Genomic DNA, 25,130 nt, shown 5'->3' on the forward strand with positions numbered 1-25,130 from the left:
AGTCACAGTAAACCGATATGTTTTATTTATAACGATCATAGGTTTATCGAACCACAAAATACTTGTAATACTCACAAATCTACAAACGAAAACTTCAAAATGTTTTATGTGTGAATGAGGGTATTATAGGGCGGCATAGCGTTTGCATATGTTGTTGCAAATATGTGTGCACTAACAATGATTGATGATAACCCGCTCGACCATATGATCGTCCGGAGGATATGTGAGCGTGACGGCGCGTTTGACGACGTGTTATTTATACAGGACGCAAGGCAGGTACTTAAAGCTTTTCGGGATAACGGGGAAGCAATACCCCGCCATCCGGATATAATTTTACTCGATTTAAATATGCCTTTGCTGAGCGGTTGGGAATTTTTAGAGCATTTTAATGAAATTTATCCGAAACTTAGCAAGCCGGTAGATGTGTATGTGTTATCATCATCAGTTGATGAGGCGGACAGGGAAATGGCTTTGATGTATCCGTTTGTAAAGGACTTTTTTATCAAACCCATGACCAGCTCAGTTATGCGCAATCTACGCAGCCGTTACGCGGCATAAAGTGCGGATACAAGGTGTGTTGTTGTAAGCCGAGAGGTTTGTATAAAAAGGTTGGTTTTTACTACCTTTAGCCATTCCGTCAACCCGGAACATTACAATTACCACCTATGAAAATGAGATTAAAACCAATTGCAGGGCTATGCATTTTATTTTTTGTATCGACACAAGCCATAGCTACTGATATACGTATCAAAATAACCAGGAGGTACCTTAACTTTCCGATATCCCAATCGCAGGATAGAGGTATTATGCAGTTTAAGATAAACGGTAAAACCGAGCGGACCTTCAAAATACGCCTTGCAGCCGGTGAACCTGAATATTGGGTGTTTTCGGATGTTTCAAACCTGAAAGGGAAAACCATCACCATCAGTTACGATGGTAATAAGGCGGGGTTAAGCAAGATTTACCAGGACGACCGTATTGCCGGGCAAGACTCGATGTATCATGAAAAGAATCGGCCGCAGTTCCACTTTACCACAAGGCGCGGATGGATAAACGACCCTAACGGGTTGATCTTTTTTGAGGGGGAATATCATCTGTTTTATCAGCATAACCCTTACGAGAGGGAGTGGGAAAACATGTCGTGGGGGCATGCTGTAAGCAAGGATATGATGCATTGGCAGGAGTTACCCGTGGCGTTAAGCCCTGATACGATGGGCACCATGTTTTCAGGCTCAACGGTAATTGATTATAACAACACTGCCGGATTTAACAAAGGCAAAACGCCGGCTATGATAGCCACATACACTACCGATATGAAAGACAGGCAGGTGCAGTGTATGGCATACAGTTTTGACAGAGGCCGCACCTGGACAAAGTACAGTAAAAATCCACTGATCGATTCAAAAGAAAAATGGAACAGCCGCGATACCCGCGACCCGCGCGTTTTCTGGTATGCGCCTGGGGAATACTGGGTACTGGTGCTTAATGAACGTGACGGACATTCCATTTACAACTCATCAAACTTAAAAGACTGGAAATACCAAAGCCATGTAACCGGTTTTTGGGAGTGCCCCGACCTTTTTGAATTGCCTGTCGACGGCGACAAGAGCAAAACGAAATGGGTGATGTACGGCGCGTCGGGCACGTATATGATCGGTTCGTTTGATGGTAAAGTGTTTCAGCCTGAATCAGGAAAACATTATTATACTACCGGAACGCTATATGCAGCCCAAACATTCACCAACATACCTGAAAGCGACGGCAGGCGGATACAAATAGGATGGGCAAGATTATCGCATCCGGGTATGCCATTTAACGGCATGATGTTATTGCCTACTCAACTTCAACTTAAAACCACGAAGAACGGCTTGCGATTATTTAATACACCAATAAAAGAAACTGAGCCGCTGTTTGAAAAAGCCGGTGAGTGGAGTGACCTTAAAGCCGGTGAAGCAAACGAAAAGCTCGAAGCGTATAACAGTACCGACCGGCTTCGCATCCGGACAACCATTAAACTTTCGCATTCCACCGATGCCGGGCTTAGCTTGTTCGGTGAACGGTTAATTAATTATGATCTGAACTTCAACATGCTTAATGGCGTGTTTTATTCGCCTGAGGATATGACCAGCATGGAACTGACAGCGGATATTTATATCGACAGAACATCTGTAGAAGTGTTTATTGATAATGGCGCTTATTCGTATTCGATGCAACGAAGTGCTGATGCAAAAAATACCGAAGGTTTTCACTTTTGGGGCAACAATATTACTGTAAAGCATTTAGAAGTATTTAACGTGCAAACTATTTGGAATTGATATAACATACCCGACATCGTTAACCATTTTGTTCTTTTACTTTTTCCGTTTTCCCTTATTCCAAAAAATAAAAGTGCCACGGTCGGTTGAAGTAACAATATCTATCGTGCCGTTTTTATCAATATCCCCTACAGTAATATCTGAACCTGCGCCCGAGCGGTTATGCACTAATTCGGGCACAAAACGAGCACCGCCCGGCGCCTTTTTATCACGAACGGTTTTGTACACATAAACCACCGGCGGGCCATATGGGTCGGGGTCGAAGTAGCTATCCAGGTGCGACCAGTAACGCTTGCCCACTATAAAATCGGGGATGCCATCATCATCAATATCGGCATAATTGCTGCCGTGCAGTTCAGATATGGCTAACCCCCCCGGATTGTTAACGGAGTAATCATCAGCAATAAGATGGTTCACAAAAGATATTTTACCAGCCGCGTCACGCTTTTGCTCAAACCAGCCTATACCGAAACCATGGGCGTTAAGGCTCGATACTATATCATTAAGTCCGTCACCGTTTACATCGTATATCGCCATTACGCTGCCACCACCGCCAACACTGCGATGGCCGTAACGTGCAAAGGCCTGTGAATGAAACTTCCATGTACCTTCGTCCTGACCTTTTGCTGGCTGTTCCCACCAGCCGTGCGGGTTAATGATATCAGCCCGGCCGTCACTATTAATGTCACCTACGCCTATACCATGTGGCATATAGTAACCTACTGCTGATATCTGCACAGTTTTCCAAGGCTTTAAAGCGTCGGCAGCATCAAAGCGGGCGTACCACATCGCGCCGTTTTGCCCGTAAACCAATTCAGGCTTGCCATCTCCGTCAAGGTCTTTAAATACAGTTACTTCAGATACGCCGCCTTTTACCACATCATACCTGTCCCAGCGGCGGGATTCGCCTTTAGCATTAAGATATATCCTCGGCGGCCCGGCGGCACCAATAAAGATATCCTGCCAGCCATCGTTATTAAAATCAAACGAATACTCGCAGTTAACTTCAGCAAACTCACGCGACGGATTATATGTTTGCCCAAAAAACACCTCGTGATAATGGGTAAAATCAGGGCCGTAGTAAATGTATGGCCCTGCGGCTACATCCATCTTGCCATCATTATTAAAATCGGCTATCGTAGCGCTGAATGAATAAAACATATCACTTATCCGCTGCGGTGCAAAGTGCGGTGAGCTTTCTTCTTTGGGCGTATAGCGCACTGCAAGATCTTTATAGCGGATGTCTTTAAATTTTACTTCACCAGTACCTGATGCATAAAGCGCGATAGGGCCAAAACTGCCATCGGTATCTTCAGTTGCGCCGCCTGTACCATCCCCTCCATCATTTATAAACTTTCGGATTATATTAAAATCGATAATCACTTCCATCTGGTTCCAGTCACCGGGTACAATATCTGTTGACGGTCGAGCCAGTAAACCTTCCGGGCCGGCCGGGCGATTTCCTCTGCTACCGTTACGCCGCGGTGGCTGCTCATTACCCTCTTTAGGTGCAGGCGGCGCCATCCTTATGATATTGCCCGCAGGCCTTAACCGCTCGCGCGACAGCTCCTTTCCCTGTGCATCAAGTGTTATACGGTACGATGCCGCGTCGCTGTCTTTTATGGCAACTAATAATCCCTTGTAGCCGTCGGCTATCTTTTGCAGCCGTACAACAACCCCGGCCTCTGCGCCCGGTTGTGCCTTAATCAAGAGATTTATACCCACATCCTGAAACGACTTTGCCGTCGTCAATAAAGTATTTCCACCTTTGGGATTTACCGTTAGCTCGCCGTTTGCAGCCTGCCAGCGTGTAGTACCTATTGCCAACCAACCGGCAAGCGAGGATCCTTTAAACGTGTAATCAGGTACAAAACTCAGCCCGCGCCCGTTAACGTCCCACGGAAGTTCCTGCGCGTAAGCGTTAAAGCATGCAATAGCCAATAAGAGAGGCAATAGAAGTTTTTTCATTATCAGGCGATGTTATTCTTTAAATGTTCAATTATCCAGGCGGCTATCTTATCATTATCAATCCCTTTGTACTTGCCGCTCCACTGGGCAACCATATAAGTGCCTTTAAAGCCAAGGCTTTCAGCAAGCTTTATGCAGCGGTCAAAATCATACGAGATATGCTCAAGTTTTCCGTTGGTTTCAGTAAAGTCGACCGCCTTAGCCGATACAATGTGTGCGTAAGGGATGATTTTAGCAAGTGACTCGTACATGGTAGGCGCGGCGTTATAATTACCAAAATCGGGCTCGGTATAAATGCCGGGGGCACCTTTTACAACCGCAACATGTTTATCAGGGTCAGTCTCCAGGCCGAAGTGATTAGCTGTGATAATGGTGAGGCCTTTGCTTTTTGCATAGGGAACCAACTCCTTAAACGACTTAATGCTTTGCTCAACCGTTCCTTTTGGCGTCCCGGGATTTATCCTGACGCATTTTGACCCCAGAAACGATGAGGCGTCCATCCAGGTTTTTGCATGTTCAACACTTGCTTTGCGTGAGGCTTCATCAGTTGACGCCAGATCATAACCTTTTTTGTCAAAAGGCGAGCTGTCAAACTGTACATTCAATAATTCGCTTTTTGCGGCTTTTATTTTTGCTTTGATGCGCGACAGGTAATCCTTGTCAAGTGATTCAAAATGTTCGCTCCAAAACTCTATTTTTTTAATGCCGAACTTATCACGGTGATGCTGCGGAATATCAGCAAGCGTAAGTTCGTTGGTGATGTTGGCTATTTCCTGAGGTTTGGTTTGCTTAAACTGATAACGCCATAGTAAAGTTCCCATAGCCATGCGGTCAAGTTTATTTTTTAAAACAGGGAAACTCGCCAAAGCAGGAGAGGCCCAAACACTTATCATCAGCCCCGACGATTGGAATATAAAATCTCTTCTTTTCATTATTTTCTTAGTTTTTCAGGCAGGGCAAATACCACATAGCCTTTAGCTACATCGGTTTCTTTTTTGGTTTTATCTTTTAGCGGACCTGTTGAGCATACCACCAGGTATTGACGGCCGTTGGCCCAGTACATGGCCGGTATGCCGCCCGGGTCTTTACGTCCAAGATCATACTCCCATATAATTTTTCCATTATTGGCATCAAGCCCGCGCACTTTACCATCTTTGCATGTTACAAAAAGTAGCCCGCTGGCAGTTACCACCATGCCCTTGTTTTGTGTACCGTTTGGTGTGCCGCCTGGTACGCCCCACTGGTTTTCGCCCAGCGGGATGCGCCATTTTAATGTGCCTTTGTTCAGATCGTACGCGGCAATGCCGCTCCAGGGCGCGGTAAGCAGGCTGTCAACACCTTCGCCCCAGTTATTCCGTTCAACGTACTGGACTTTCGGCCCAGTGTATCCTTCAGGATAATCGCGCATCCCGCCGCGTGTTTGCGGCTGTGTTACCGGCGCTCCGCCCGATGCTACAACCGGCCCTTCAGGCAGGGTAGCAGAAGTTGAAGCAGGTTGGTTATTGCGTCCTGATGACGGAGCCAGGAAAGCGTATATAGCCGCAATAGTGGCGTCATCAACATGAGGCAGTGCCGGCATACGGCCTTTGCCCTGGCTAATTATGTTTTTAAAAGTTTCGGCGTTTACTCTTACACCAAGATCCACAAGTGAAACACCTGCGCCGACTATTCCTGCATGGTCGGCGCCATGGCAAGGCTGGCAGATTTGTTTATACAGAACTTCGCCTTTAACAGCAAGCGCATTATTACCGCCAACCTGACCCATCCGAGGTGAGGACGCATCGCGTTTTTTCAATTTATAAAAGTCGGCAAGCTCCTGAAACATTACATATACCAAACCTTTATCCGGATTGGCAGCTGTGTTGCCATAGTTTGCGCCACCAACAGCGCCGGGTGTGGCAATTACTTCATACTTGTCTGACAATGGCTGGTACATGCCTTTTCTGGCCGCCTTTACACGGGCGATAAATTTTTCGCGTGCTGCAGCAGGAATGTTAGGGTTGATATCGTTTTCAGTAACAATATGCCGTTGAAAAGGTGGTATCACTGTTGGAAAGGGCTGGGTAGGCCATGCCTGCTCATCGGGCATATCACTGGGTGACACCGGGCGCTCTTCAATGGGCCACAAAGGTTCGCCGGTAACACGGTTAAATACATACAAAAAGCCGTTTTTTGAAGCGACAGCAACCGCGTCAACTTTTTTACCTTTATGTTTAACAGTTATAAGTTGCGGGGCGGCGGTAAGGTCGTAATCCCAGATGTCGTGATGTACAGTTTGAAAATGCCACAGGTGTTTGCCTGTACGCGCGTCAAGCGCCAGTATGCAGTTGCCATATAATCCCTGGCCGGCTCTATCAGCACCATCATAGTCATAAGTTGGCGAGCCAAGCGGATAATAAGCTATCCCACGTTTTTCATCTACAGATATTTCTCCCCAGGCATTTACCGCGCCAACATACTTATATGCATCGTTAGGCCAGGTTTCATATCCCGCTTCGCCGGGATATGGGATGGTATGAAATATCCACTCCTGCTTACCTGTTATTACGTTGAAGGCCCTTAGATGGCCGGGACCTGAGAACAGATTTTCGCCTGGTGATGAACCTACTAACAGCAAATCTTTGTAAATATGTCCGGGCGTAGTAGATGCCGCCCGGCCAATTAGCCCAGGGTCGCGGTCAAGCCCCTTTTTCAAGTCAACCGAACCGTTATCGCCGAATGTTAATATCGATTTGCCTGTATTGGCATTTATCGCCTGCAACGAATTGCCTAGGCATATTAGCAGGCGCTTTTGTTTACCATCGGCGCTTTGCCAAAAGTTTACACCTCGTTGTATTATACCGCGCAGGTTGGCATGTATCCATATCTCTTTACCTGTAGTAGCGTTAACGGCAATAAGCGAGCTGTTTTTACCGAGCACATACATTACATTATCAACAATAATTGGGTTAAAACGGTATGCCTGATTATCAGCGGTAGCATACACAAAAACAGGTTGCAGTTTACTTATATTCTTTTTGTTGATCTGATTAAATACTACAAATTTAGAATGGTCCGGGCCGCCGCCAAAATCTTTCCATGCAGTATGGGTAGCAGTATCAGGCTTTTCAGGGTTGCTAAAATGGCTTGTCAAGTGAGATGCCGGCGCCATGGCGATGCATGCTACAACAGTAGCAAGTACTATTGCTGTGCGATAAGAAAAAAGGGCGTTTGGGTAAACTGTCTTCAATTTCATTGTTAAGGTTGATACAATTGGCTGCAGGCAGCAGTATTCTGCTTACTGTTATGCAGCCAAATAACACTGCAAAACCTTAATAACTCATTAAAAAAACATTAACCGTTGATGCTCATCTTTCGCAGTAAATAGTTTAAAGGAAGATATATTAGAAATGTTACAAATGTAAACTATACGTTACTTACCGAACGCTTTGCGTAAGGCCTCAGCTTCTTTAACTGTTATACGTGAAACACTGCCGTGCCTTGCGTCGGGCGGTATGACGATATCTGTTTCAATACCCCACTGTTTAAGATCAGTTGACGAAGATATTCCATAACGGTCGGCCATAGGGTAGTCATATAATAAAAGCCAACCGGCTTTCAACGGATCGGGCATTACACTTGGTCCCTCGGTAATGGTAGGCGCAATCTGCCCTTTGTTTAAATCACCATAGAAAACTTCATAAGGCCCTTCTATATTATTTGATGTAGCAAGCCGGATACCTCTGCGCTCACCTGTGGTTGCGCCAAATTCTTCTTCTTTGTGAACGAGGTAATAGGTGTTTTTATCCTTTTTAAGAGTTCCGTCTATCACCGAATAGGGTGGATTAAATAACACCCTGGCTTTTGTAAACGTTTTCCAGTCTTTGGTTTTGCAATACCATAACCTGCTTTTTTTCCAGCCGGCATCTTCAAAGCTCGATGACCAGAAAAGCATGTATTCTTTTGTGGCTTCATCATAAAAAAACTCAGGCGCCCAGATATTACGTACAAGCGCACCTGATTCATTTCGAACATCTTTCATCAGATGCAGGTAGGCTTCTGCTTTCCAGTGAATAAGATCGGTTGAGGTAGCGTAAAGGCAAGTTGGGCCATATTTCTCCCTGTCTTCTTTTTTGCCATTGCTGCCCGTTGCCACTATTCTCCATAAACCATCCGGCCCGCGGTGAAGGAAAGGGTCGCGCATGTGCTGATCCCATACCGGTTGATTACCGTTTAGTGCTGTCCAATGCCGGCCATCTGTAGATAATGCCATGTGTAGCCTGTCATCCAGCATTGGGTCGGGCAGCGGAACCTCAAATGTTTTACCGTTTTTATCAACTTCAACGCGGGTAGGATACCGTTGACGAAAGTAAGTAAGCAACCAAATGTGTTCTTTTTCCTGTGCAGATGATATCAGCGGAGCTAAAAATGACTGTAGGAAAAAGCAAATTACAAGTTTATGCAGATGTTTCATGGCAGGATGTTAAACTTCGGCAATATAAAACGTTACGTATTAATACCAAAGACCATGCTTAAAACAGGAGATTATTATACATAAACAGAGGTTTCAGCTTCGGTTTCACTTTGAAAAGTTTGTCTTAGCCATCTTTCTGCCAAATAATCTAAATGTTGAATCTTATTGGTGATTTCAGCAAATTCACCATCAGAAAAATGCGGCCTGAAATCAGACAGTCTGACCAAACTTTCATCAGACGTTATTTGATATATCCGCTCTGCCAGTTGTTCTTCGATATAAAGGTACTGCTGCATGTCAGCGCTGCTGGCGTAACGCAAAATTTTTCCGGCGCAATAGTCAAAGCAGCCATTTGGCGGTTCAAAAGGCCGTTTCCAGCATTTGCATTTGGTAATATCTGTTGCCATGTTTAAAGGATTATTTTTTTAAAAACACAAACCATGTAAGATAACTTACCAGCCAAAGAAAAAACACAAATACACCCCATCTTAAATATGTAAGTTGCCTGGCGAACTTGATATCTGCCTCCCTGCCAATTTGTTTAATATCTTCAATGGAACTGTTGTTCACAGTGGCGCCTGCTATATAGATCCTGGTGGCCAGTTCACCAAAGTACAATGATACGCTTAATAGTATCCAGCCAATTGGAAAAAGCAGGTACAAGTAAAGATAGATACCCTCCGGACGAACATAAGATGTGCTTATCATGGCCAGTATAGAACCACCGGCAATGGAAAGCGACCATGTGATCAACCTGTTTGATTCCTCATTAATCAATTTATTGGCATCATGAATCTTTTTGATAAAACTGAGTAATTCTTCCACTTTTTCTTTTTGTATTTCTTTCTCCCTTTTTTGCACGGCAGTTTTAGTGATACGTTTGGCCATACGTTCTGCAGCACTGTAAGCCAGGAAAGTTAAGGCTATGGAAAGTATCTCTTTTTTGATACTCATGTCCGGAGTGATTTATTAAGTCAAATTACTTAAAAACCTTAAGCCGGGATATCTTCACACTTGATTGTTGAGTAAAACGTTACCAAATAATAACTGCTGATTTTAGCAACACCCTGTGGAAAAAGTCCACAATTTAGTTAAATGTCTTTTTTTGTAAATTGTTGATAATCAAATAAGTGTTGATTCATGGCACGGCTGGCATAGTTATGCTATATACTGTTGCATAAGTTTAAATCTAAAACATTTAATATGAAAAAGATCATTTTGTCAGCCGCATTCGTAGCCTTATTAGGCGGATTATCACAAGTTAAAGCTCAAACAACTGCTACCGATACTGCATCGAAAACTGCAGCTACCAGTACAACAACTACTACCACTACTGCAACTACATCTCAGGATAGTACATCAACCCCTGTTAAAATTGAAGAATTACCTGCAGGCGTTGCCACAACACTAAAAAGTGATGCGGTAAAAGAATATACTCCTACAGATGCAGTGCTGGTTAAAACCGCGACTAAAGAATATTACATTGTTAACCTTAAAAAAGGTGATACAGTAAGGTTTGTTAAGCTTGACAAAGACGGCAGACCTGTAAAATAATCGCCCCTACATTTATTTATATAGTCTATTGAAAGCCGGATATATGTCCGGCTTTCTTATTTTTGCCTGAAGACTACCCTATGGCAAAAATACTTATTGTGGAGGATGATACTACCTTGCTGCAAATACTGGAAAGTTTTTTGCACAGGAAGGGTTATACTACTGAAAATGCAGGCAATGTAAAAACCGCGACTAAACTTCTTTCACAAAATACCTACGACGTTCTTTTGCTTGATTACCGTCTGCCTGATGGAAACGGTCTTGAGATACTTGCTAACAGCCGTCAAAACGGAAATGAAACGCCTGCCATTATCATGACCAGTTTTGATGATGTACGTACAGCGGTGAGGGCCATGCAGTCGGGCGCTTTCGATTATGTCATAAAGCCTGTTAATCCTGATGAATTGCTAGCCACGATTAAAAGTGCTTTAACACAACCCCAAGGCGCCGCTCATCAGCCAAAAGAGAATGGCTTTATAGCAGGCACCAGTGAAGCGTCGGACAAGTTGTACGAGTATATTGATCTTGTTGCGCCTACTGATCTGGCCGTGATCATTCAGGGTGAAAGTGGTACCGGTAAAGAACATGCCGCTAAGTTTATCCACGAAAAAAGCAAACGTGCAGAAAAGCCATTTATGGCGGTTGATTGTGGGGCGCTATCAAACGACCTTGCCGCAAGCGAACTTTTCGGGCATGTTAAAGGTGCCTTCACAGGCGCCTTGCAGGACAAAAAAGGCTTATTTGAAGTTGCCGACGGCGGCACGCTTTTTCTGGATGAGATAGGTAACCTTAACTATGAGATACAAGTAAAGTTGCTACGTGCCCTGCAGGAAAAAACCATACAGCCTATGGGAAGTACCAGGCAGATAAAAACCAATGTGCGGATAATTGCTGCTACCAATGACGACCTGATAAACAGCGTGAATAATGGCAGTTTCCGACAGGACCTGTATCACCGTCTTAATGAATTTAAAATACAGATACCACCGTTGCGTCAGCGGGATAATGACATTGTTTTATTCATCGACCACTTTATAAAACTGGCTAATGTTGAACTTGAGCGGAATGTAAAAACCATATCTGCGGAAGCGCGCAAAATATTACTGAATTACGACTGGCCGGGCAATCTGCGTGAACTTAAGAATGTAATTAAACGGATGGTGCTGCTTACAAAGGGGGAAGAAGCCGAGGTGGAAGCACTACCTGAAGAAATGCTTTTTTATACAAACGATCAGCCTCAGGCACAATCAAGCGGACTAAGATCAGTTAATGAAGCCAATGAGCGTGCGCTCATTGAGAAAACGCTGAAAGAAGTTAAATACAATAAATCAAAAGCAGCGCGTGTGCTTAATATCGACCGTAAAACGCTCTACAACAAAATGGAACGTTACGGACTTGGTGATACAGCCGATTAAGCCATCTCGGTTGAATTTGCCGTCGCCTTCAATAGCCTTGTTACCAAATTTTGCAGCTCGGTGAGCAGGGTAAGTATGTCGTCGTTTTTATCTTTGAAGCCGGTTGCCTCAACCGCATATTCGGCGGCTTTTAGTTTGGCGGCAAGTTCGGTTGCGCCAATTTGCGCGGTACGGCCAGCCATACGGTGTAATAAAAGCGTAATATAATTTGTTGCCACTCCATTTTTAAGCTCAACTTTTAGTGCGCTGATATCGCTGAAGGTATCTTCCGCAAATTTTTCGATAATAGCATTCAGTTGTGCTTCATCGCCATAAGTCATTTGCTTAACAGCAGAAAGGTTGGGTAGCAGGGCAACGTCAGTAGAATTTACTGAGTCTTTCACATTAACCAGGCTCAGCAATTCTTTCTCCCGGAATGGTTTTATCAGTACACCGTTAAAACCGGCGCTTAAAATAGCGTCGTTTTCCTGGGGAAGCGCCTGTGCCGTAAGCGCGTAAATTCTAACATCAGCCGGTACTTTTCTTCGAAGATTGGCGCAAAGCTGCTTCCCGTCCATACCCGGCATACGTATGTCTGCAAAAATAATTTTTACCTTGTCGTCCCATTCGGCATTCAGCATGTCTGTTGGAGATTGGAAACTTCTGTATGTTATATTATGCTTTTCAAATAACAAAGCGCACAAATTCAAAATAAAGCTGTCATCGTCAACCACCCAAACGGCAACATCATCAGTTTTGTCAATAGCTTTTTCTTCGATAGTATATTCCGGTTCTTCAGCTGCTGCAAACGGCAAAATAACCGTAAAGTCAGACCCTTTTCCTAATTTGGAAGTAACATGTATGTTGCCGCCTTGCTGCTCAACCAGTTCTTTACATATGGCCAGCCCAAGCCCTGTACCCGAGCGTTTTTCCCTTGCAGGCTGCCCCGTTGCCTGCTCAAACTCGTTGAATATTCTATTTATGTCTTCTTCGGTAATGCCCTTGCCTGTATCAGTTACCCTAAAAGTGTAGTTCCACTTGTCACCTTGTAGTATGCTGGCCACTGATAAAGTTACCCGCCCTTCGGTGGTAAACTTTATAGCGTTCCCCAATAAATTGTACAATACTTGTTTCAGCCTGAATGGGTCACCGGTTACAAAACGTTTGTCAGTAGTATTGAAATTGCTTATAAGTTCCAGCTGTTTCTTTTCAGTCTGCGGGCGCATCACCGATATCACCTCGTTAAGCAAAGCGGTGATATTGAATACTTCGTTAGAAAAACTGAATTTACCCGATATAATACGGTTATAATCGAGTACCTCGTTCACTATCTGCATCAGGTGGCCCGACGACTGGTAGATAGCTTCGATATCATGTTTTTGAGGTTTATCAGCATCCTTAATCAGTTCAGCATAGCCGATAATTGACTGCAGCGGCGTGCGTATTTCATGACTCATGTTTGATAGAAAACGCTGCTTGGCCTTACTATGATACTCGGCTTCGTCACGTGCTTCTTCAAGCGCTTTACGATAGCGGGCGCTTTTACTCAAATCTGTTAGAATAAAATAGAGTAATATTACTGTTAGCAGCACAAAAGCCAGCATGATATAACCTATTTTTTTTACACTGCCACTAACAATCAACCGGGCGTCATTATTATTTGTTTCAGCCTGGGCAACAACTTCGCTTTCAACCTGCTTCACAATGGCCTGTATCTGGCTAATCAATTTATCGTTGGCGTTTATCCAGATGTTTTCCCGGTTCACAAAAAGGGCACGTTGACGCAAACGGTTTTTTTCAAGCTGCATAACGGCGTTGCTCATTACACGGGTAAGGCTGTCGCGTATGGCTTCAGCAATGGTGTCCCGTTCAATATTCAGCTCCTCGTTAACCACTTTATATGCTTCTTTAGGCTCCTTTTTTTTGCCGAATAGCTTACTAAAAAAACTTCGGGTATCTTTTTCTTCTTCCGGATAAATGGTGGTAACCGTTGTTTTAGCTGTATGGGTGATGGAGCTGTCCTGAGCTGCGTTTTTATCAAGCAAGTTGTTTAATTCTTGTACCTGCAGGGTAAAAAGCTTATCGTTAATTAACTTATTGCGAACATTTAAATAGCTTAAAAATAGCTTGTCGCGTTGGCCAAGCAGCTTTTGCAGTCGTTGCAGGCGCACCAGTTGTACCGAATCACCACTATACAAGTTTTCAAGGGTATCAATAATAAGCGCCGTTTTTTTTGATTCGTAAAAAAAATCCTTCCTGGTGTTTTTCACCAGCCGCGCACGCTGAAGTTGATCTAACCTGGCAGCCTGTCGTGAAAGCTCATTAACCAGGCGGAGTTTGTTATTTGGCTCAACAATGTTCTCCACAGCAACCATCATTTGCCTGAAAGCCACTTTGCTTACCACCCATGCCAAACAAAGCGCAAAGCAGGCCAGCAGAAAAATGATTATGATCTTTCCTTTAATAAAACGTGTAAAATGATTGTTCTTTGAAGCACTCATGTTCAAAATATCAACCCCGTTAAAACCGAAGCATGAATAACATATCCGGGGGAATCAGCGGGAAAATATAGCCGCTGAGTACATAAAAAAAGCTGAATGAAGCTCAACTTACAGGATATCTAACGATAAAATACTGCGATTGTTTTATGGAAACACCATGTCACCATCAAGCCATATATTGTTCTTAAACGGATAACTTGTCCGATATCGGATATTTTTCGTCTTGTCGTTTTTTATAATTTGTTGTTTTATAGGTCTTTATGTTTGGTATGACGCTTGCAAAACAAGATGCAAATCATATCGCAACATGGATACCGTCATCGACGCTGAAATTATTCAAAAAAGGAAAAAGAAAAAGATCATCTGGCTTGTGCTGATCGTCGCGCTTTTAATTATAAGCGTATTATTAGTACGCAGCGTATTTAATTCTACCATCAGCAAAAGCCAGTTCACCACTGGTGTTGTTGAAATTAGTGATATAGAAAATACCATAAGTGCCAATGGCGAAGTGTTACCCGAGTTTGAAGAAGTGATTACCAGTCCGGTTAACGCCGCCATAAAAACCGCTCTGATGGATGCCGGTAAAAAGGTAAAGCCCGGTCAGCCTATACTGGTGCTTGATAAATCGGCTACTGAAAACGAATACATCAAATTAAACTTTCAACTTGAAACCAAGCGTAACGAAATTAGAAAGCTCAAGCTTGATCTGAATAAAAGCTTTTATGATATCCAATCGAATAACTCCATAAAACAACTGCGCATAAGCAGTTTGCAGGATGCGGTTGAGAACGCCAAGCGTCTGTTTAAAGCCGGCGGCGGCACCCGCGAAGATATTGAACAAGCCGAGCTTAATCTGAAAGTAGCCCTGCTTGAAAAGAAACAGCTTGAAAACGAAATTAAAAGCAAGCAACAAACCATGCAGGTAGAGGTGAAGGAAGCCGAGATAGCCGCTGCCATCCAGCAAAACGACCTTGCCGAACTGCAACGTAAGCTAAAGTTGGCCGACGTTTCGGCGACGCGTGAAGGAGTGGTCACCTATATTAATAAGAATACCGGCGCTTCGGTTCATGAAGGAGATGTATTGGTGCGCATTGCTGATCTCGGCAGCTTCAAAGTATCGGGCACTATCAGTGATAATTATCTTGATCAGTTGCACGTTGGTATGCCGGTTATCATAAGGGTAAATGATATTCCATTACGGGGGCATGTAGCTAATGTATATCCGTCAGTGCAAAATGGCACTGTGAGTTTTGACGTGCAGTTGGACGAGCGTAATAACAAACTCTTCCGGCCCAATATGAAGGTTGATACCTACCTGGTTACCGACGCGCACAGCAAAATAATGCGCCTGCCAAACGGTGCCGCACTTAAAGGCCTTGGTAAGCAAGATGTGTTTGTTGTGAATAAAGGAAAGGCCGTACGCCGCACGGTGACGCTGGGTATGAGTAATTTCGATTACGTAGAGATAGTAGACGGCCTGAAACCAGGCGAAGTGGTTATCACATCAGACATGAGTGAGTACAAAAATGCTAAAGAGATAACGATAGAGGAGTAGGTTATGAAAATCAAATATTTACTTGTCATCGCTGTATTACTTGTAGCCACAAGGAGTTTTTGCAATACTCCGGCTGATACCGTTCGCCTTACACTTACAGAAGTGATAGCGCTGGCCAAGGCAAACTCAATTGCCGCTAAGCAGGCTATTTCGGAAAAAGAAACTAAATATTGGGAATGGCGTCTTTTCAGGTCGAACTACCAGCCACAGTTGTCGCTTAGTGGCAATTTGCCCGGTTATAGTAAAACTACTACGCAAGTGCTGCAGCCTGATGGTTCTATTCTTTTTCAGCAGATACATAATGATAATTCGACGCTGACGCTTGATTTCAGCCAAAGCATTACAGCCACCGGTGGTACTGTTTACGGCACTACCGAGCTACAGCGCTTCACCGATTTCGACCGTGATAACGTATTGTACAACGGGGTGCCTTATGCCATTGGCTATAGCCAGCCGCTGTTTCAATATAACAGCTTAAAGTGGGACAAAAAGATCTAGCCGCTTAAATACAAAGAAAGCAGTCAGGCTTTTATAGAGGCACAGGAACAGATAGCCGTAACTGTTGAAGGATACTTTTTCGACTTGCTGCTTGCACAGGTAAGTCTTCGTGTAGCCGAAACCAATCTGACTAACACCGAGCGTATTTTGCGTATCGCCAATACACGTTTCGAATTGGGAAAAACATCAAAGAACGAATTGCTTCAGCTGCAACTGGAGTTGTTGAATGCCCGAAAATCGGTAGGAGTAGCAAGACGTAATATTGAAATATCCACCCTTACCTTACGCAGCTACATCGGGCTTGAGGGCGATAGCCAGTTAGCCCTTACTATACCCCAGGCAATAAGCCGTATGGAAGTTGATGCACAGACCGTGCTTGCCGAAGCCTTCGCCAACCGGTCGGACGCTATTGCTTTCGTACGGCGTCTTGCCGAGGCAAAGCGCGATGTGGCCAAAGCCAAAGGGCAAAGCGGTTTGATAGCTACGCTTACTGCTAACCTGGGATTCTCGAACAGCTCGCGTACCATTGCCGGGGTGTACCGTTCGCCGCAAAACCAACAGTTACTGCAGTTACAATTTGCCATACCGATACTGGACTGGGGGCGCTCGAAATCGCGCGTGAAAACGGCGCAGGCTAACGAGCAGTTTACCGAGTACGCCGTTGAGCAGGATAAGCAAACCTTCAGGCAGGAGATACTTACGCAGGTAACGCTTTTTAACATGCTGAAAGAACAGATTTCCCTAACCGCGGAAGCCGACAGTATAGCCGGCGAAAAGTACCACATTGCCCGCGAACGCTATATGCTGGGGAATCTCAGCATAACCGATCTCAGTATTGCTTTTCAGGAGAACGACCAGGCCAAGCGCGACTATGTGAATGCCCTCCGCGATTTCTGGGGCGCTTATTATCAACTACGTTATCTATCGCTTTACGACTTTGAAAAAAAACAAAAAATAACCTATTAATCACTAAATTCAATAATGATGATTTCTTTACAAAACATTGAAAAGGTATACCGTACCGATACCATACAAACACTGGCGCTGAACAACATCAGTCTTGACGTAGCTAAAGGCGAATTCCTTTCAATAATGGGCCCATCGGGTTGTGGCAAAAGTACTTTGCTAAATATTATGGGCTTGCTGGATGCGCCGTCAAAGGGCAGTGTCAGGATAGACAGTCAGCAAACCAACAGCCTTGGAGATAAACAGCTTGCCGCTTTTCGTAATAAAAAGCTTGGTTTTATTTTCCAAAGTTATCATCTGATAAATGATTTACAGGTGCTTGATAATGTGGAACTGCCACTGCTGTACCGCGATACTACCGCCAAACAACGCCGCGAACTGGCCGCTCAAGCGCTCGAAAAGGTTGGGCTAAGCAACCGGATGAAACATTTTCCAACACAGTTATCGGGTGGACAAAGGCAGCGTGTGGCGATAGCCCGCGCCATTGTTGGCAGGCCGGAAATTATACTGGCCGATGAGCCTACGGGTAACCTCGACAGCGTAATGGGTAACGAAATTATGGACATACTAACCGGACTTAATCAAAACGAAGGTACCACCATTGTAATGGTTACCCACGATGAGAATATGGCGCGCAAAACCCACAGGTTGGTGAGGTTATTTGATGGGTCGCAGGTTCAGTAATCATCTCTCAATATAAAGAACATTATGCTAAAAAATTATTTCAAAATAGCCATAGCAGTGCTAAAAAGGCGCAAGTTTTTTACCTTCATCAGCCTGTTTGGTATAAGCTTTACTATTACCATATTAATGGTGGCTACCGCTTTTATTGATAAGGTGATAAACGATACCTATCCCGACAAAAAACGCGAGCGCTCGTTATACATCACGAAAATGGAGCTTCGGGGTAAGGAGTCGATGAACGGCGGCACAATATCCTATCATTTTCTCAACCACTTTGTAGGGAGTTTAAAAACACCGGTTAAGCTGGCCATATCATCAATGTGGCAGGGCACCAACACCTATGTTAACGATAAAAAAATCGCCATAAACTATAAATATGTAAATGCCGATTACTGGGACGTTCTGGAATATGATTTTATAGAAGGCAAGCCTTTCACCAAACAGCAAATAGCCAACGTCGAACGGGTTACGGTTATCTCCGAAGATATTAAAAAGCAATATTTCGGTAACGACGACGCGCCGGTTTTAGGCAAATACATTGAAGCTGATAACGAAAAATACCGCATAAGCGGCGTGGTTAAAAGCGTACCCATAACCAGTTACCAGTTTTACAGCGATATCTATCTGCCTTATACTTTATCAAAAACTGATTATAAAGACACAGGCTATATGGGGCCTTACATGGCAATATTACTTGCACCAACCGTAAACGATGTCGACAAGATGCAGAAAGAGTTTAACCAGATGGCGAAGAAGGTACCCATTCCTGATAAGAAAATGTGGGACCACCTGAACGTGCACGCCGACCCATATGTGGAAAGCTACGTACGGTCGGGTAACGAGCAGCGGTCGGGCATGGTATATGCCATAACGGCTTTGGTTTGCTTTGTGTTGCTGGTAACCCTGCTGCCAACGCTAAACCTGGTAAATATCAACATTACCCGTATCATGGAGCGTTCATCAGAGATTGGCGTGCGTAAAGCATTTGGCGCATCGTCAAAAACGCTGGTTTATCAATTCATTGTCGAAAATATCATTCTCACGTTTATTGGTGGGGCAATAGGTATTGTGTTGTCATTCATCGCCCTTCAAATTATTAATCGTGCCGAACTGATAGCTAATCTTAACCTCAGCGTCAACTTCACGGTGTTAGGATATGCAATTTTGATATGTCTGTTCTTCGGTCTGCTATCAGGGGTGTACCCGGCGTGGCGCATGTCGAGGTTAAATGTGGTAACCGCCCTAAAGGCACAATAATTATCAATCTTAAAAAGAAATAAAATGGTAAAGCATTTATTTAAACTGATATGGAACAAAAAGAAGCAAAACTTCCTGCTGTTCTCCGAGATATTTGTCTCCTTCCTGGTAATATTTGGTGTATTCACCTTTGGCGTTTATGCCTACAAAAATTATATGGCGCCTATGAATTTTGAGTACGAAGATGTATGGGTAATCAGCTACACCAATCCGTTGAAAACAGAAAATACCGATTCGCTGGAGCTTTTTTATTCAACCGTAAAGCAAAATATAAAAGCTGTGCCTGGGGTAATCGAGGCAAGTTATCAAAGTGCAAATTTCCCGTTTTCAATGTCGATGATGACCGGTAATATTAAAGCGAATGGAAGGGACATTAACCCGGTGAACATCTATGATATAGACGACGATTATGCGAAAGTTCTGAACGCTAAAATGGTGGAGGGACGCTGGTACAATAAAAGTGATGCAGTAAACAACAAGGTGATCGTAATAAACAAAAAGCTCAAAGAAACCATTTTCGGCAGCGGCAGCGCCGTAGGTAAGTACGTTGATGGCGAAAACGCTAAAGACGGTAAACGTATAATAGGGGTGGTTGAAGACTTGAAAACCGAGGGCGATTATCAGACTGTAGGCTATGGCGCTTACAGGAGGCTCGACACGGCCGGTTTCAAATGGATAGGGACCATGCTGGTTAAAGTCAAGCCGGGCGCCGATGCCGCTTTTGAGGGGCGTTTGTATAAAACTATGGCCAACTCGCTGAAAAATTCAAACGTAGAGATCGAACATTTAAACAACAAATTAACAAGTAAAAACAAGTTCACGCTGGTACCCTTAATTATCCTTTCAATAGTAGCAGCATTTCTTATCATTAACGTGGCGCTTGGTTTGTTTGGCGTGCTTTGGTATAATATCAACAAACGTCGTGGCGAAATTGGCTTGCGCAGAGCTATAGGTGCAACGGGCGATTCGGTATCGTGGCAGTTGGTTGGCGAATCGTTGATACTGGCTACTTTTTCGCTGCTTATCGGGTCGTTTTTCGCGGTGCAGTTCCCGTTATTAAATGTGTTTGATTTACCTGCAATAGTGTATGTGATTTCGATATTGCTGGCTGTAATATTTATTTACCTGCTGGTGTTGATATGCGCGTTATATCCCGGCAAGCAGGCGGCTAATATTTACCCGGCAGTTGCCCTGCACGAAGAATAATTACGACATTAGTCCCTTGTATGATATTGATCATTGATGATGATATGGCCGTTCGCACATCGTTGCTGCTGCTTTTAAAAAGTGAGCGGTATAATGTGCTTGCGGCCGGCACACCGGTTGAGGGTTTGCTAATGGTAAAAAAGGAACGCCCTCAACTGGTTATACTCGACCTTAATTTTTCCATAGATACATCGGGAGAGGAAGGGCTCGATCTGCTGAGACGTATCAAGAATATCGACCCAACATTACCCGTAATACTGATAACCGGCTGGGGTAGCATAGAGCTTGCCGTACGTGGTATGAAACTTGGGGCTAATGACTTTATTAACAAACCCTGGAATAACGAGCATTTGCTGCAATCAGTAAAAACACTGCTCGACCTGAAAGGAAAAACCAGCCAGAAGCATACCCGCAAACAACTTGATACGCAATACAATTTCAAACACATCATAGGGGATGACCCAAAGATGCTGGAGATACTTGACACCATAGGCCGCGTAGCATCAACCGACGCTTCGATACTGATAATGGGCGAAAGCGGCACGGGTAAAGAATTGATTGCCGAGGCCATCCATCAAAACAGCAAGCGTACCAATAAGCCTTTCATTAAGGTGAATTTAGGCGGTATATCAACTTCATTGTTTGAAAGCGAAATGTTCGGCCACATGCGCGGCGCCTTTACCGACGCGCGTTTCGACCGTACAGGCCGTTTCGAAATGGCCAACAAGGGCACCATATTTCTGGATGAGATAGGCGACCTCGATCCCGGCAGCCAGGTGAAATTACTACGTGTATTGCAGGACCGTACCTATGAAGTACTGGGCAGTAGCCGCACAAAAGCTGTTGATGTGCGTGTGGTATGCGCCACTAACAAAAATCTAAACGAAATGGTAGCCCGCGGCAGTTTCAGGGAAGATTTGTTGTACCGCATCAATCTAATTACCATTTACCTGCCCGCCTTGCGTGAACGCCCGGGTGATATTCCTCTTTTGGTAAATTATTTTATTAGTAATCTTAAGGAAATATATAATCGCCCAAGCTTGACGGTAACTGATACCGCCATGAAATGGTTGCAGCAATTGCCGTTGCCGGGCAATATCCGCCAGCTAAAAAATATTGTTGAGCGTTCCGTACTTGTCAGCAAGAACGATCAGCTGGATATTGAAACCTTCAGAAACCAGATTGAAGCAACGCCAACCAAAAAAGGTAATACCCAAATACCTGATGTAGGTGATTTTACCCTCGAGCAAATGGAAATCCAGATGATAAAAAAGGCGATGGAGTATCATCAGAATAAAATTGGCAAGGCCGCCCGCTCGCTTGGGCTTACCCGAAGCTCGCTATACCGCAGGCTCGAAAAATACAACATTCCGTACGATGAAACTGAGGACTAAGTTCATCCTGTTTGTCACCATTTTGCACCTGCTTACGCTGGTGCTTACCTTCTATATTTTTAAGAATGACAAGCCGCTGTTTATCCTGTCGGAAGTATTCGTTATCATTTCGGTACTCATCGCCTGGAATTTATACCGCCAGTTGATACAACCATTGAAATTTTTAATGACAGGTATTGAAGCCATTAAAGACCAGGATTTCAACGTCGAATTTTTACCGACCGGCAAGCACGAAGTTGACCAAATGATAGGTGTGTATAATCAAATGATAGCCCGCTTACGCACCGAACGCACGATACAGGAACAGCAGCATTTTTTTCTCGAAAAGCTCATAAATACTTCGCCAACGGGTATCATTATACTTGATTTTGATGAACAGATACAACAGATAAACCCTAAGGCACTGCAGTTGCTTCAGCTTAATGAAAAGGATATCATTAAACATAAAGCAGGCGATTTGCAGGGAGATTTTTTTCAGCATATTACCTCGTTAAACACCGGCGAAACCAAAACTGTACGACTGGCGGGGCATACTACTGTTAAAATACAGCGTTCGCATTTTATTGACAGGGGCTTTCCGCGGCATTTTATAATGATAGAGGAGATGACCGCCGAGATAATAGCCGCCGAAAAGAATGCCTATGGCAAGGTAATCCGCATGATGGCACATGAGGTGAATAATACCATTGGTCCGGTGAATTCAATCATACAGTCGTCGTTGGCTACCAATGCGTTGTGGCAGGTGCCCGATACTATTGCTATACATGATGCCTTGCAGGTAGCTATGGAACGCAACTACAACTTGAACATCTTCATGCGCAATTTTGCCGATTTGGTGAAGCTGCCCGAACCCAGAACAAGCAAGACCGATCTTAACAAGCTTCTGCAGAACGTGGTAAAGCTGATGGAACTGCCTGCAAAAGAAAGACACATCGCACTCAAGTTTGATGGAACCGACCCTCCATTTTATATAACTGCTGATGAACAATTGCTGGAACAGGCACTGGTGAATATTGTAAAAAATGCCATTGAAGCTATTGATAAAAATGGTGAGATCAACCTCGTTTTAGACTATAGGAACCGTACGCTTAAAATTCAGGACACCGGTAAGGGGATCTCTGACAAAGAAAGCGAATTGTTGTTTACGCCTTTTTTTAGTACCAAAAAAGACGGGCAGGGGATAGGACTTACCCTTGTACGTGAGATACTTGTAAAGCACGGATTTTCATTCGCTCTAAAAACAATCCAACAAAATTATACTGTTTTTCTAATTAAGTTTTAAGCAACCGGTTTTTTAAATAAAATAAATAGCTATACTTGTTGTAGAATAGTATAGTACAAGTATGTTCAATAAATACCGCTTGCTTTTTATTGCGATTGTCGTTTTCGTCATAACAAATGCAGAAGCAAATTCACCTCGAACTATAAAAATTGCTTACGGCAAAACAGGTAATATTCGGTATAACCTGCAATCCAGTACAATGCAGGTGTTCCAATCGGGTAAACGCTTCATGTATGATGGTACTTTTAATGTAAAAGATGATGGCAGGATTGTAAATATCAGAGAATACAAAACAAAAACCTTCACTAAAAAAAGCATTAAAGATGCTTTTGGTGCTGGTTTCAAAAACATAATTGAATACCATTCCCCAAAACTCCCAACCATTCAGCATATTATTTATACTTACCCCGACAGGAATTATTTTTTTATAGAAGTTGTTCTGAAAGGTGATAATCTTAAATCCGGTTACCTTGCCCCGCTTACTGGAAAATTTGCAAATGTTGATTCAGCAGCACAACGCTCGCTTTTTGTGCCTTTTGATAATGATGCCTGGATACGGTATGATGCCAAAGAATTTAAGCAAGAAATTGAAAACACAAGTTCAGAGGTTAGTGCTGTGTATAGTGAGACCACGCAACATGCTATAGTTATTGGTTCGGTAGAACACGAGGTTTGGAAATCAGGGGTAAAAACTAAGGCCGGTATCTCAGAAAATGAATTAGTGGCTTTTTCAGGTTATGCAGATAAAGAGGTAACCAGAGATCAGCGCGAACATGGCTGCCTCGAAGGTTCGCAGATACGGTCGGCTAAGTTTTTAGTAGGATATTTTGCCGACTGGAGAACCGGACTGGAAGAGTATGCAAAGGCTAACCGGATTGCTGAAAAACCTTTCGTTTTTAATTGGACGCAGCCAACACCTATAGGATGGAACAGTTGGGGCGTATTGCAGCAAAATATCACTTATGACAATGCAACAAAGGTTGTTGACTTTTTTGCTGACAGCCTGAAATGTTTCAGAAACGGGAAGGACTTTTATATCGATCTTGATTCGTACTGGGACAAGATGATAAAGGGTGGTTATGAGGGAGATTTTTCAGAACTCAAACGTTTTGCCGACTACTGTGTAAAAAGAGGTCTTAAACCGGGTGTTTATTGGGCGCCGTTTACCGATTGGGGGTATGGATCAGGCGCGCAGCGCCGGGCCGAAGGAAGTACTTACACTTTTGGCGAAATGTGGACCAAAGTGAACGGTGGATACCATGATTTTGATGGCGCGCGTGCATTGGATCCAACCCATCCCGGCACGCAGCAAAGAATAAAATTGGTAATCAGCAAGCTAAAGGAATGTGGCTTCGAAATGATTAAAATAGATTTTCTTGGTCATGCGGCTATTGAAGCCGATAATTTTTATGATAAAAATTTACATACCGGCATGCAGGCTTACAAAGCAGGTATGGAGTACCTGCTGAAACAACTGGATGGAAAAATGCTTATTTACGCAGCTATTTCGCCAACTATGGCATCAGGCCGGTACGTTCACACACGTCGTATTGCCTGTGATGCTTTTAAAGCGATAAACGAAACCGAATATACACTCAACAGCTTAAACTATGGCTGGTGGCAAACATATCTTTATAATTATGTTGATGCCGATCATGTTGTATTAAATACTCAAACTCTTGGCGAGAACCGAGCACGTACGCTTTCGGCGGTTATAACCGGTACATTTATTACCGGTGACGACTTTTCAACCCCGGGTATATGGACAGCACGCGCTAAAGACCTCTTTCAAAAAGAAGAGTTATTGAAACTTGTTGCAAAAGGCAAATCATTCAGGCCATTGAATGGCAATACCGGAAAATCGGCTAATGAAGTGTTTTGGAAAATAACCGATGGTTTCTGTTATCTTGCGGTGTTTAACTTTACTGACGCGGAGAAGGCAATAAGAATTGATTTGACCAAAGCAGGGCTGTCAGCAACAAATGAGTATGCTGCTTCGGATGTTTTTTCAGGTAGTCAATATCACGTAGCGCAGAATAAAGAAGTTACCGTTTCAGCCAAAGATGCAGTATTACTAAAAATTAAACTATAATACCTGAGTAA

20 protein-coding genes and 1 pseudogene are annotated in these 25,130 nt (G+C 43.7%); 14 read left to right on the top strand and 7 right to left on the bottom strand.

Going from position 1 to position 25,130, the window contains the following annotated elements:
• The first annotated feature begins 177 nt into the window (after nucleotides 1-177).
• Together EOD41_RS02430 and EOD41_RS02435 are read left to right on the top strand one after the other, a co-directional pair.
• A complete protein-coding gene (locus EOD41_RS02430) occupies nucleotides 178-558 on the top strand; it encodes a response regulator (RefSeq protein ID WP_164849868.1) in 381 nt (126 codons plus the stop codon).
• Between the two features lie 107 nt (nucleotides 559-665).
• Nucleotides 666-2,315 carry a glycoside hydrolase family 32 protein gene (locus EOD41_RS02435; protein WP_127703183.1) on the top strand — a complete coding sequence of 550 codons (1,650 nt, stop codon included), beginning with the start codon at nucleotides 666-668 and terminating at the stop codon, nucleotides 2,313-2,315.
• Between the two features lie 36 nt (nucleotides 2,316-2,351).
• Here the strand turns inward: EOD41_RS02435 and EOD41_RS02440 are convergent, their stop codons facing one another.
• From EOD41_RS02440 to EOD41_RS02465, 6 genes are all read right to left on the bottom strand, one after another.
• Nucleotides 2,352-4,283, bottom strand: coding sequence for an FG-GAP-like repeat-containing protein (locus tag EOD41_RS02440; RefSeq protein WP_127703184.1), 1,932 nt, complete (start codon nucleotides 4,281-4,283; stop codon nucleotides 2,352-2,354).
• Nucleotides 4,284-4,285: 2 nt separating this feature from the next.
• On the bottom strand, nucleotides 4,286-5,215 hold the full coding sequence (locus EOD41_RS02445; protein ID WP_127703185.1) for a sugar phosphate isomerase/epimerase family protein: 930 nt from the start codon (nucleotides 5,213-5,215) through the stop codon (nucleotides 4,286-4,288).
• Nucleotides 5,215-7,518 (bottom strand): outer membrane protein assembly factor BamB family protein, encoded by a 2,304-nt coding sequence (locus tag EOD41_RS02450; RefSeq protein ID WP_127703186.1) that lies wholly within the window; start codon nucleotides 7,516-7,518, stop codon nucleotides 5,215-5,217. Before EOD41_RS02450 ends, EOD41_RS02445 begins: the two co-directional genes overlap by 1 nt.
• 177 nt (nucleotides 7,519-7,695) lie before the next feature.
• Entirely contained in the window at nucleotides 7,696-8,736 is a 1,041-nt protein-coding gene (locus EOD41_RS02455; RefSeq protein WP_240663152.1) for a glycoside hydrolase family 43 protein, read from the bottom strand.
• A 74-nt stretch (nucleotides 8,737-8,810) separates the two neighbouring features.
• The gene (locus tag EOD41_RS02460) at nucleotides 8,811-9,143 is read right to left on the bottom strand and encodes a hypothetical protein (RefSeq protein WP_127703187.1); all 333 of its coding nucleotides are present in this window, start codon (nucleotides 9,141-9,143) and stop codon (nucleotides 8,811-8,813) included.
• Nucleotides 9,144-9,153: 10 nt separating this feature from the next.
• Entirely contained in the window at nucleotides 9,154-9,690 is a 537-nt protein-coding gene (locus EOD41_RS02465; protein ID WP_127703188.1) for a hypothetical protein, read from the bottom strand.
• A 249-nt stretch (nucleotides 9,691-9,939) separates the two neighbouring features.
• Between EOD41_RS02465 and EOD41_RS02470 the strand changes: the two genes are divergently transcribed.
• Nucleotides 9,940-10,290 carry a hypothetical protein gene (locus EOD41_RS02470; RefSeq protein WP_127703189.1) on the top strand — a complete coding sequence of 117 codons (351 nt, stop codon included), beginning with the start codon at nucleotides 9,940-9,942 and terminating at the stop codon, nucleotides 10,288-10,290.
• Between the two features lie 80 nt (nucleotides 10,291-10,370).
• Nucleotides 10,371-11,705, top strand: a complete 1,335-nt coding sequence (locus tag EOD41_RS02475; protein ID WP_127703190.1) for a sigma-54-dependent transcriptional regulator — start codon at nucleotides 10,371-10,373, stop codon at nucleotides 11,703-11,705.
• Here the strand turns inward: EOD41_RS02475 and EOD41_RS02480 are convergent.
• Nucleotides 11,702-14,185 (bottom strand): hybrid sensor histidine kinase/response regulator, encoded by a 2,484-nt coding sequence (locus tag EOD41_RS02480; protein WP_127703191.1) that lies wholly within the window; start codon nucleotides 14,183-14,185, stop codon nucleotides 11,702-11,704. The genes EOD41_RS02475 and EOD41_RS02480 overlap by 4 nt on opposite strands.
• Before the next feature lie 307 nt (nucleotides 14,186-14,492).
• Between EOD41_RS02480 and EOD41_RS02485 the strand changes: the two genes are divergently transcribed.
• The 10 genes and pseudogenes from EOD41_RS02485 (at nucleotide 14,493) to EOD41_RS02520 (ending at nucleotide 25,119) form a co-directional block, all read left to right on the top strand.
• Entirely contained in the window at nucleotides 14,493-15,740 is a 1,248-nt protein-coding gene (locus EOD41_RS02485) for an efflux RND transporter periplasmic adaptor subunit (RefSeq protein ID WP_127703192.1), read from the top strand.
• A gap of 3 nt (nucleotides 15,741-15,743) precedes the next feature.
• The gene (locus EOD41_RS20885; protein ID WP_205780475.1) at nucleotides 15,744-16,238 is read left to right on the top strand and encodes a hypothetical protein; all 495 of its coding nucleotides are present in this window, start codon (nucleotides 15,744-15,746) and stop codon (nucleotides 16,236-16,238) included.
• An 18-nt stretch (nucleotides 16,239-16,256) separates the two neighbouring features.
• A pseudogene (locus tag EOD41_RS21145) lies at nucleotides 16,257-16,526 on the top strand (TolC family protein); the annotation flags it as partial.
• Between the two features lie 6 nt (nucleotides 16,527-16,532).
• Complete coding sequence (locus tag EOD41_RS20890) at nucleotides 16,533-17,204, top strand: TolC family protein (RefSeq protein ID WP_394342458.1); 672 nt, start codon at nucleotides 16,533-16,535, stop codon at nucleotides 17,202-17,204.
• 15 nt (nucleotides 17,205-17,219) lie between these two features.
• A complete protein-coding gene (locus EOD41_RS02495) occupies nucleotides 17,220-17,888 on the top strand; it encodes an ABC transporter ATP-binding protein (RefSeq protein ID WP_317133176.1) in 669 nt (222 codons plus the stop codon).
• A gap of 24 nt (nucleotides 17,889-17,912) precedes the next feature.
• Complete coding sequence (locus EOD41_RS02500) at nucleotides 17,913-19,145, top strand: ABC transporter permease (protein WP_127703193.1); 1,233 nt, start codon at nucleotides 17,913-17,915, stop codon at nucleotides 19,143-19,145.
• A 24-nt stretch (nucleotides 19,146-19,169) separates the two neighbouring features.
• Complete coding sequence (locus EOD41_RS02505) at nucleotides 19,170-20,351, top strand: ABC transporter permease (RefSeq protein ID WP_127703194.1); 1,182 nt, start codon at nucleotides 19,170-19,172, stop codon at nucleotides 20,349-20,351.
• A 20-nt stretch (nucleotides 20,352-20,371) separates the two neighbouring features.
• Nucleotides 20,372-21,745: a sigma-54-dependent transcriptional regulator gene (locus EOD41_RS02510; RefSeq protein WP_127703195.1), complete on the top strand. Its 1,374-nt coding sequence runs from the start codon at nucleotides 20,372-20,374 to the stop codon at nucleotides 21,743-21,745.
• Nucleotides 21,729-23,027, top strand: coding sequence for a sensor histidine kinase (locus EOD41_RS02515; protein ID WP_127703196.1), 1,299 nt, complete (start codon nucleotides 21,729-21,731; stop codon nucleotides 23,025-23,027). The genes EOD41_RS02510 and EOD41_RS02515 overlap by 17 nt, the downstream gene beginning before the upstream one ends.
• Nucleotides 23,028-23,226: 199 nt before the next feature.
• The gene (locus EOD41_RS02520; RefSeq protein WP_205780476.1) at nucleotides 23,227-25,119 is read left to right on the top strand and encodes an alpha-amylase family protein; all 1,893 of its coding nucleotides are present in this window, start codon (nucleotides 23,227-23,229) and stop codon (nucleotides 25,117-25,119) included.
• The last annotated feature ends 11 nt before the right edge of the window (nucleotides 25,120-25,130 follow it).

The sequence above is a fragment of the Mucilaginibacter limnophilus genome (assembly GCF_004005815.1).
In the GTDB taxonomy this organism is placed as follows: domain Bacteria; phylum Bacteroidota; class Bacteroidia; order Sphingobacteriales; family Sphingobacteriaceae; genus Mucilaginibacter; species Mucilaginibacter limnophilus.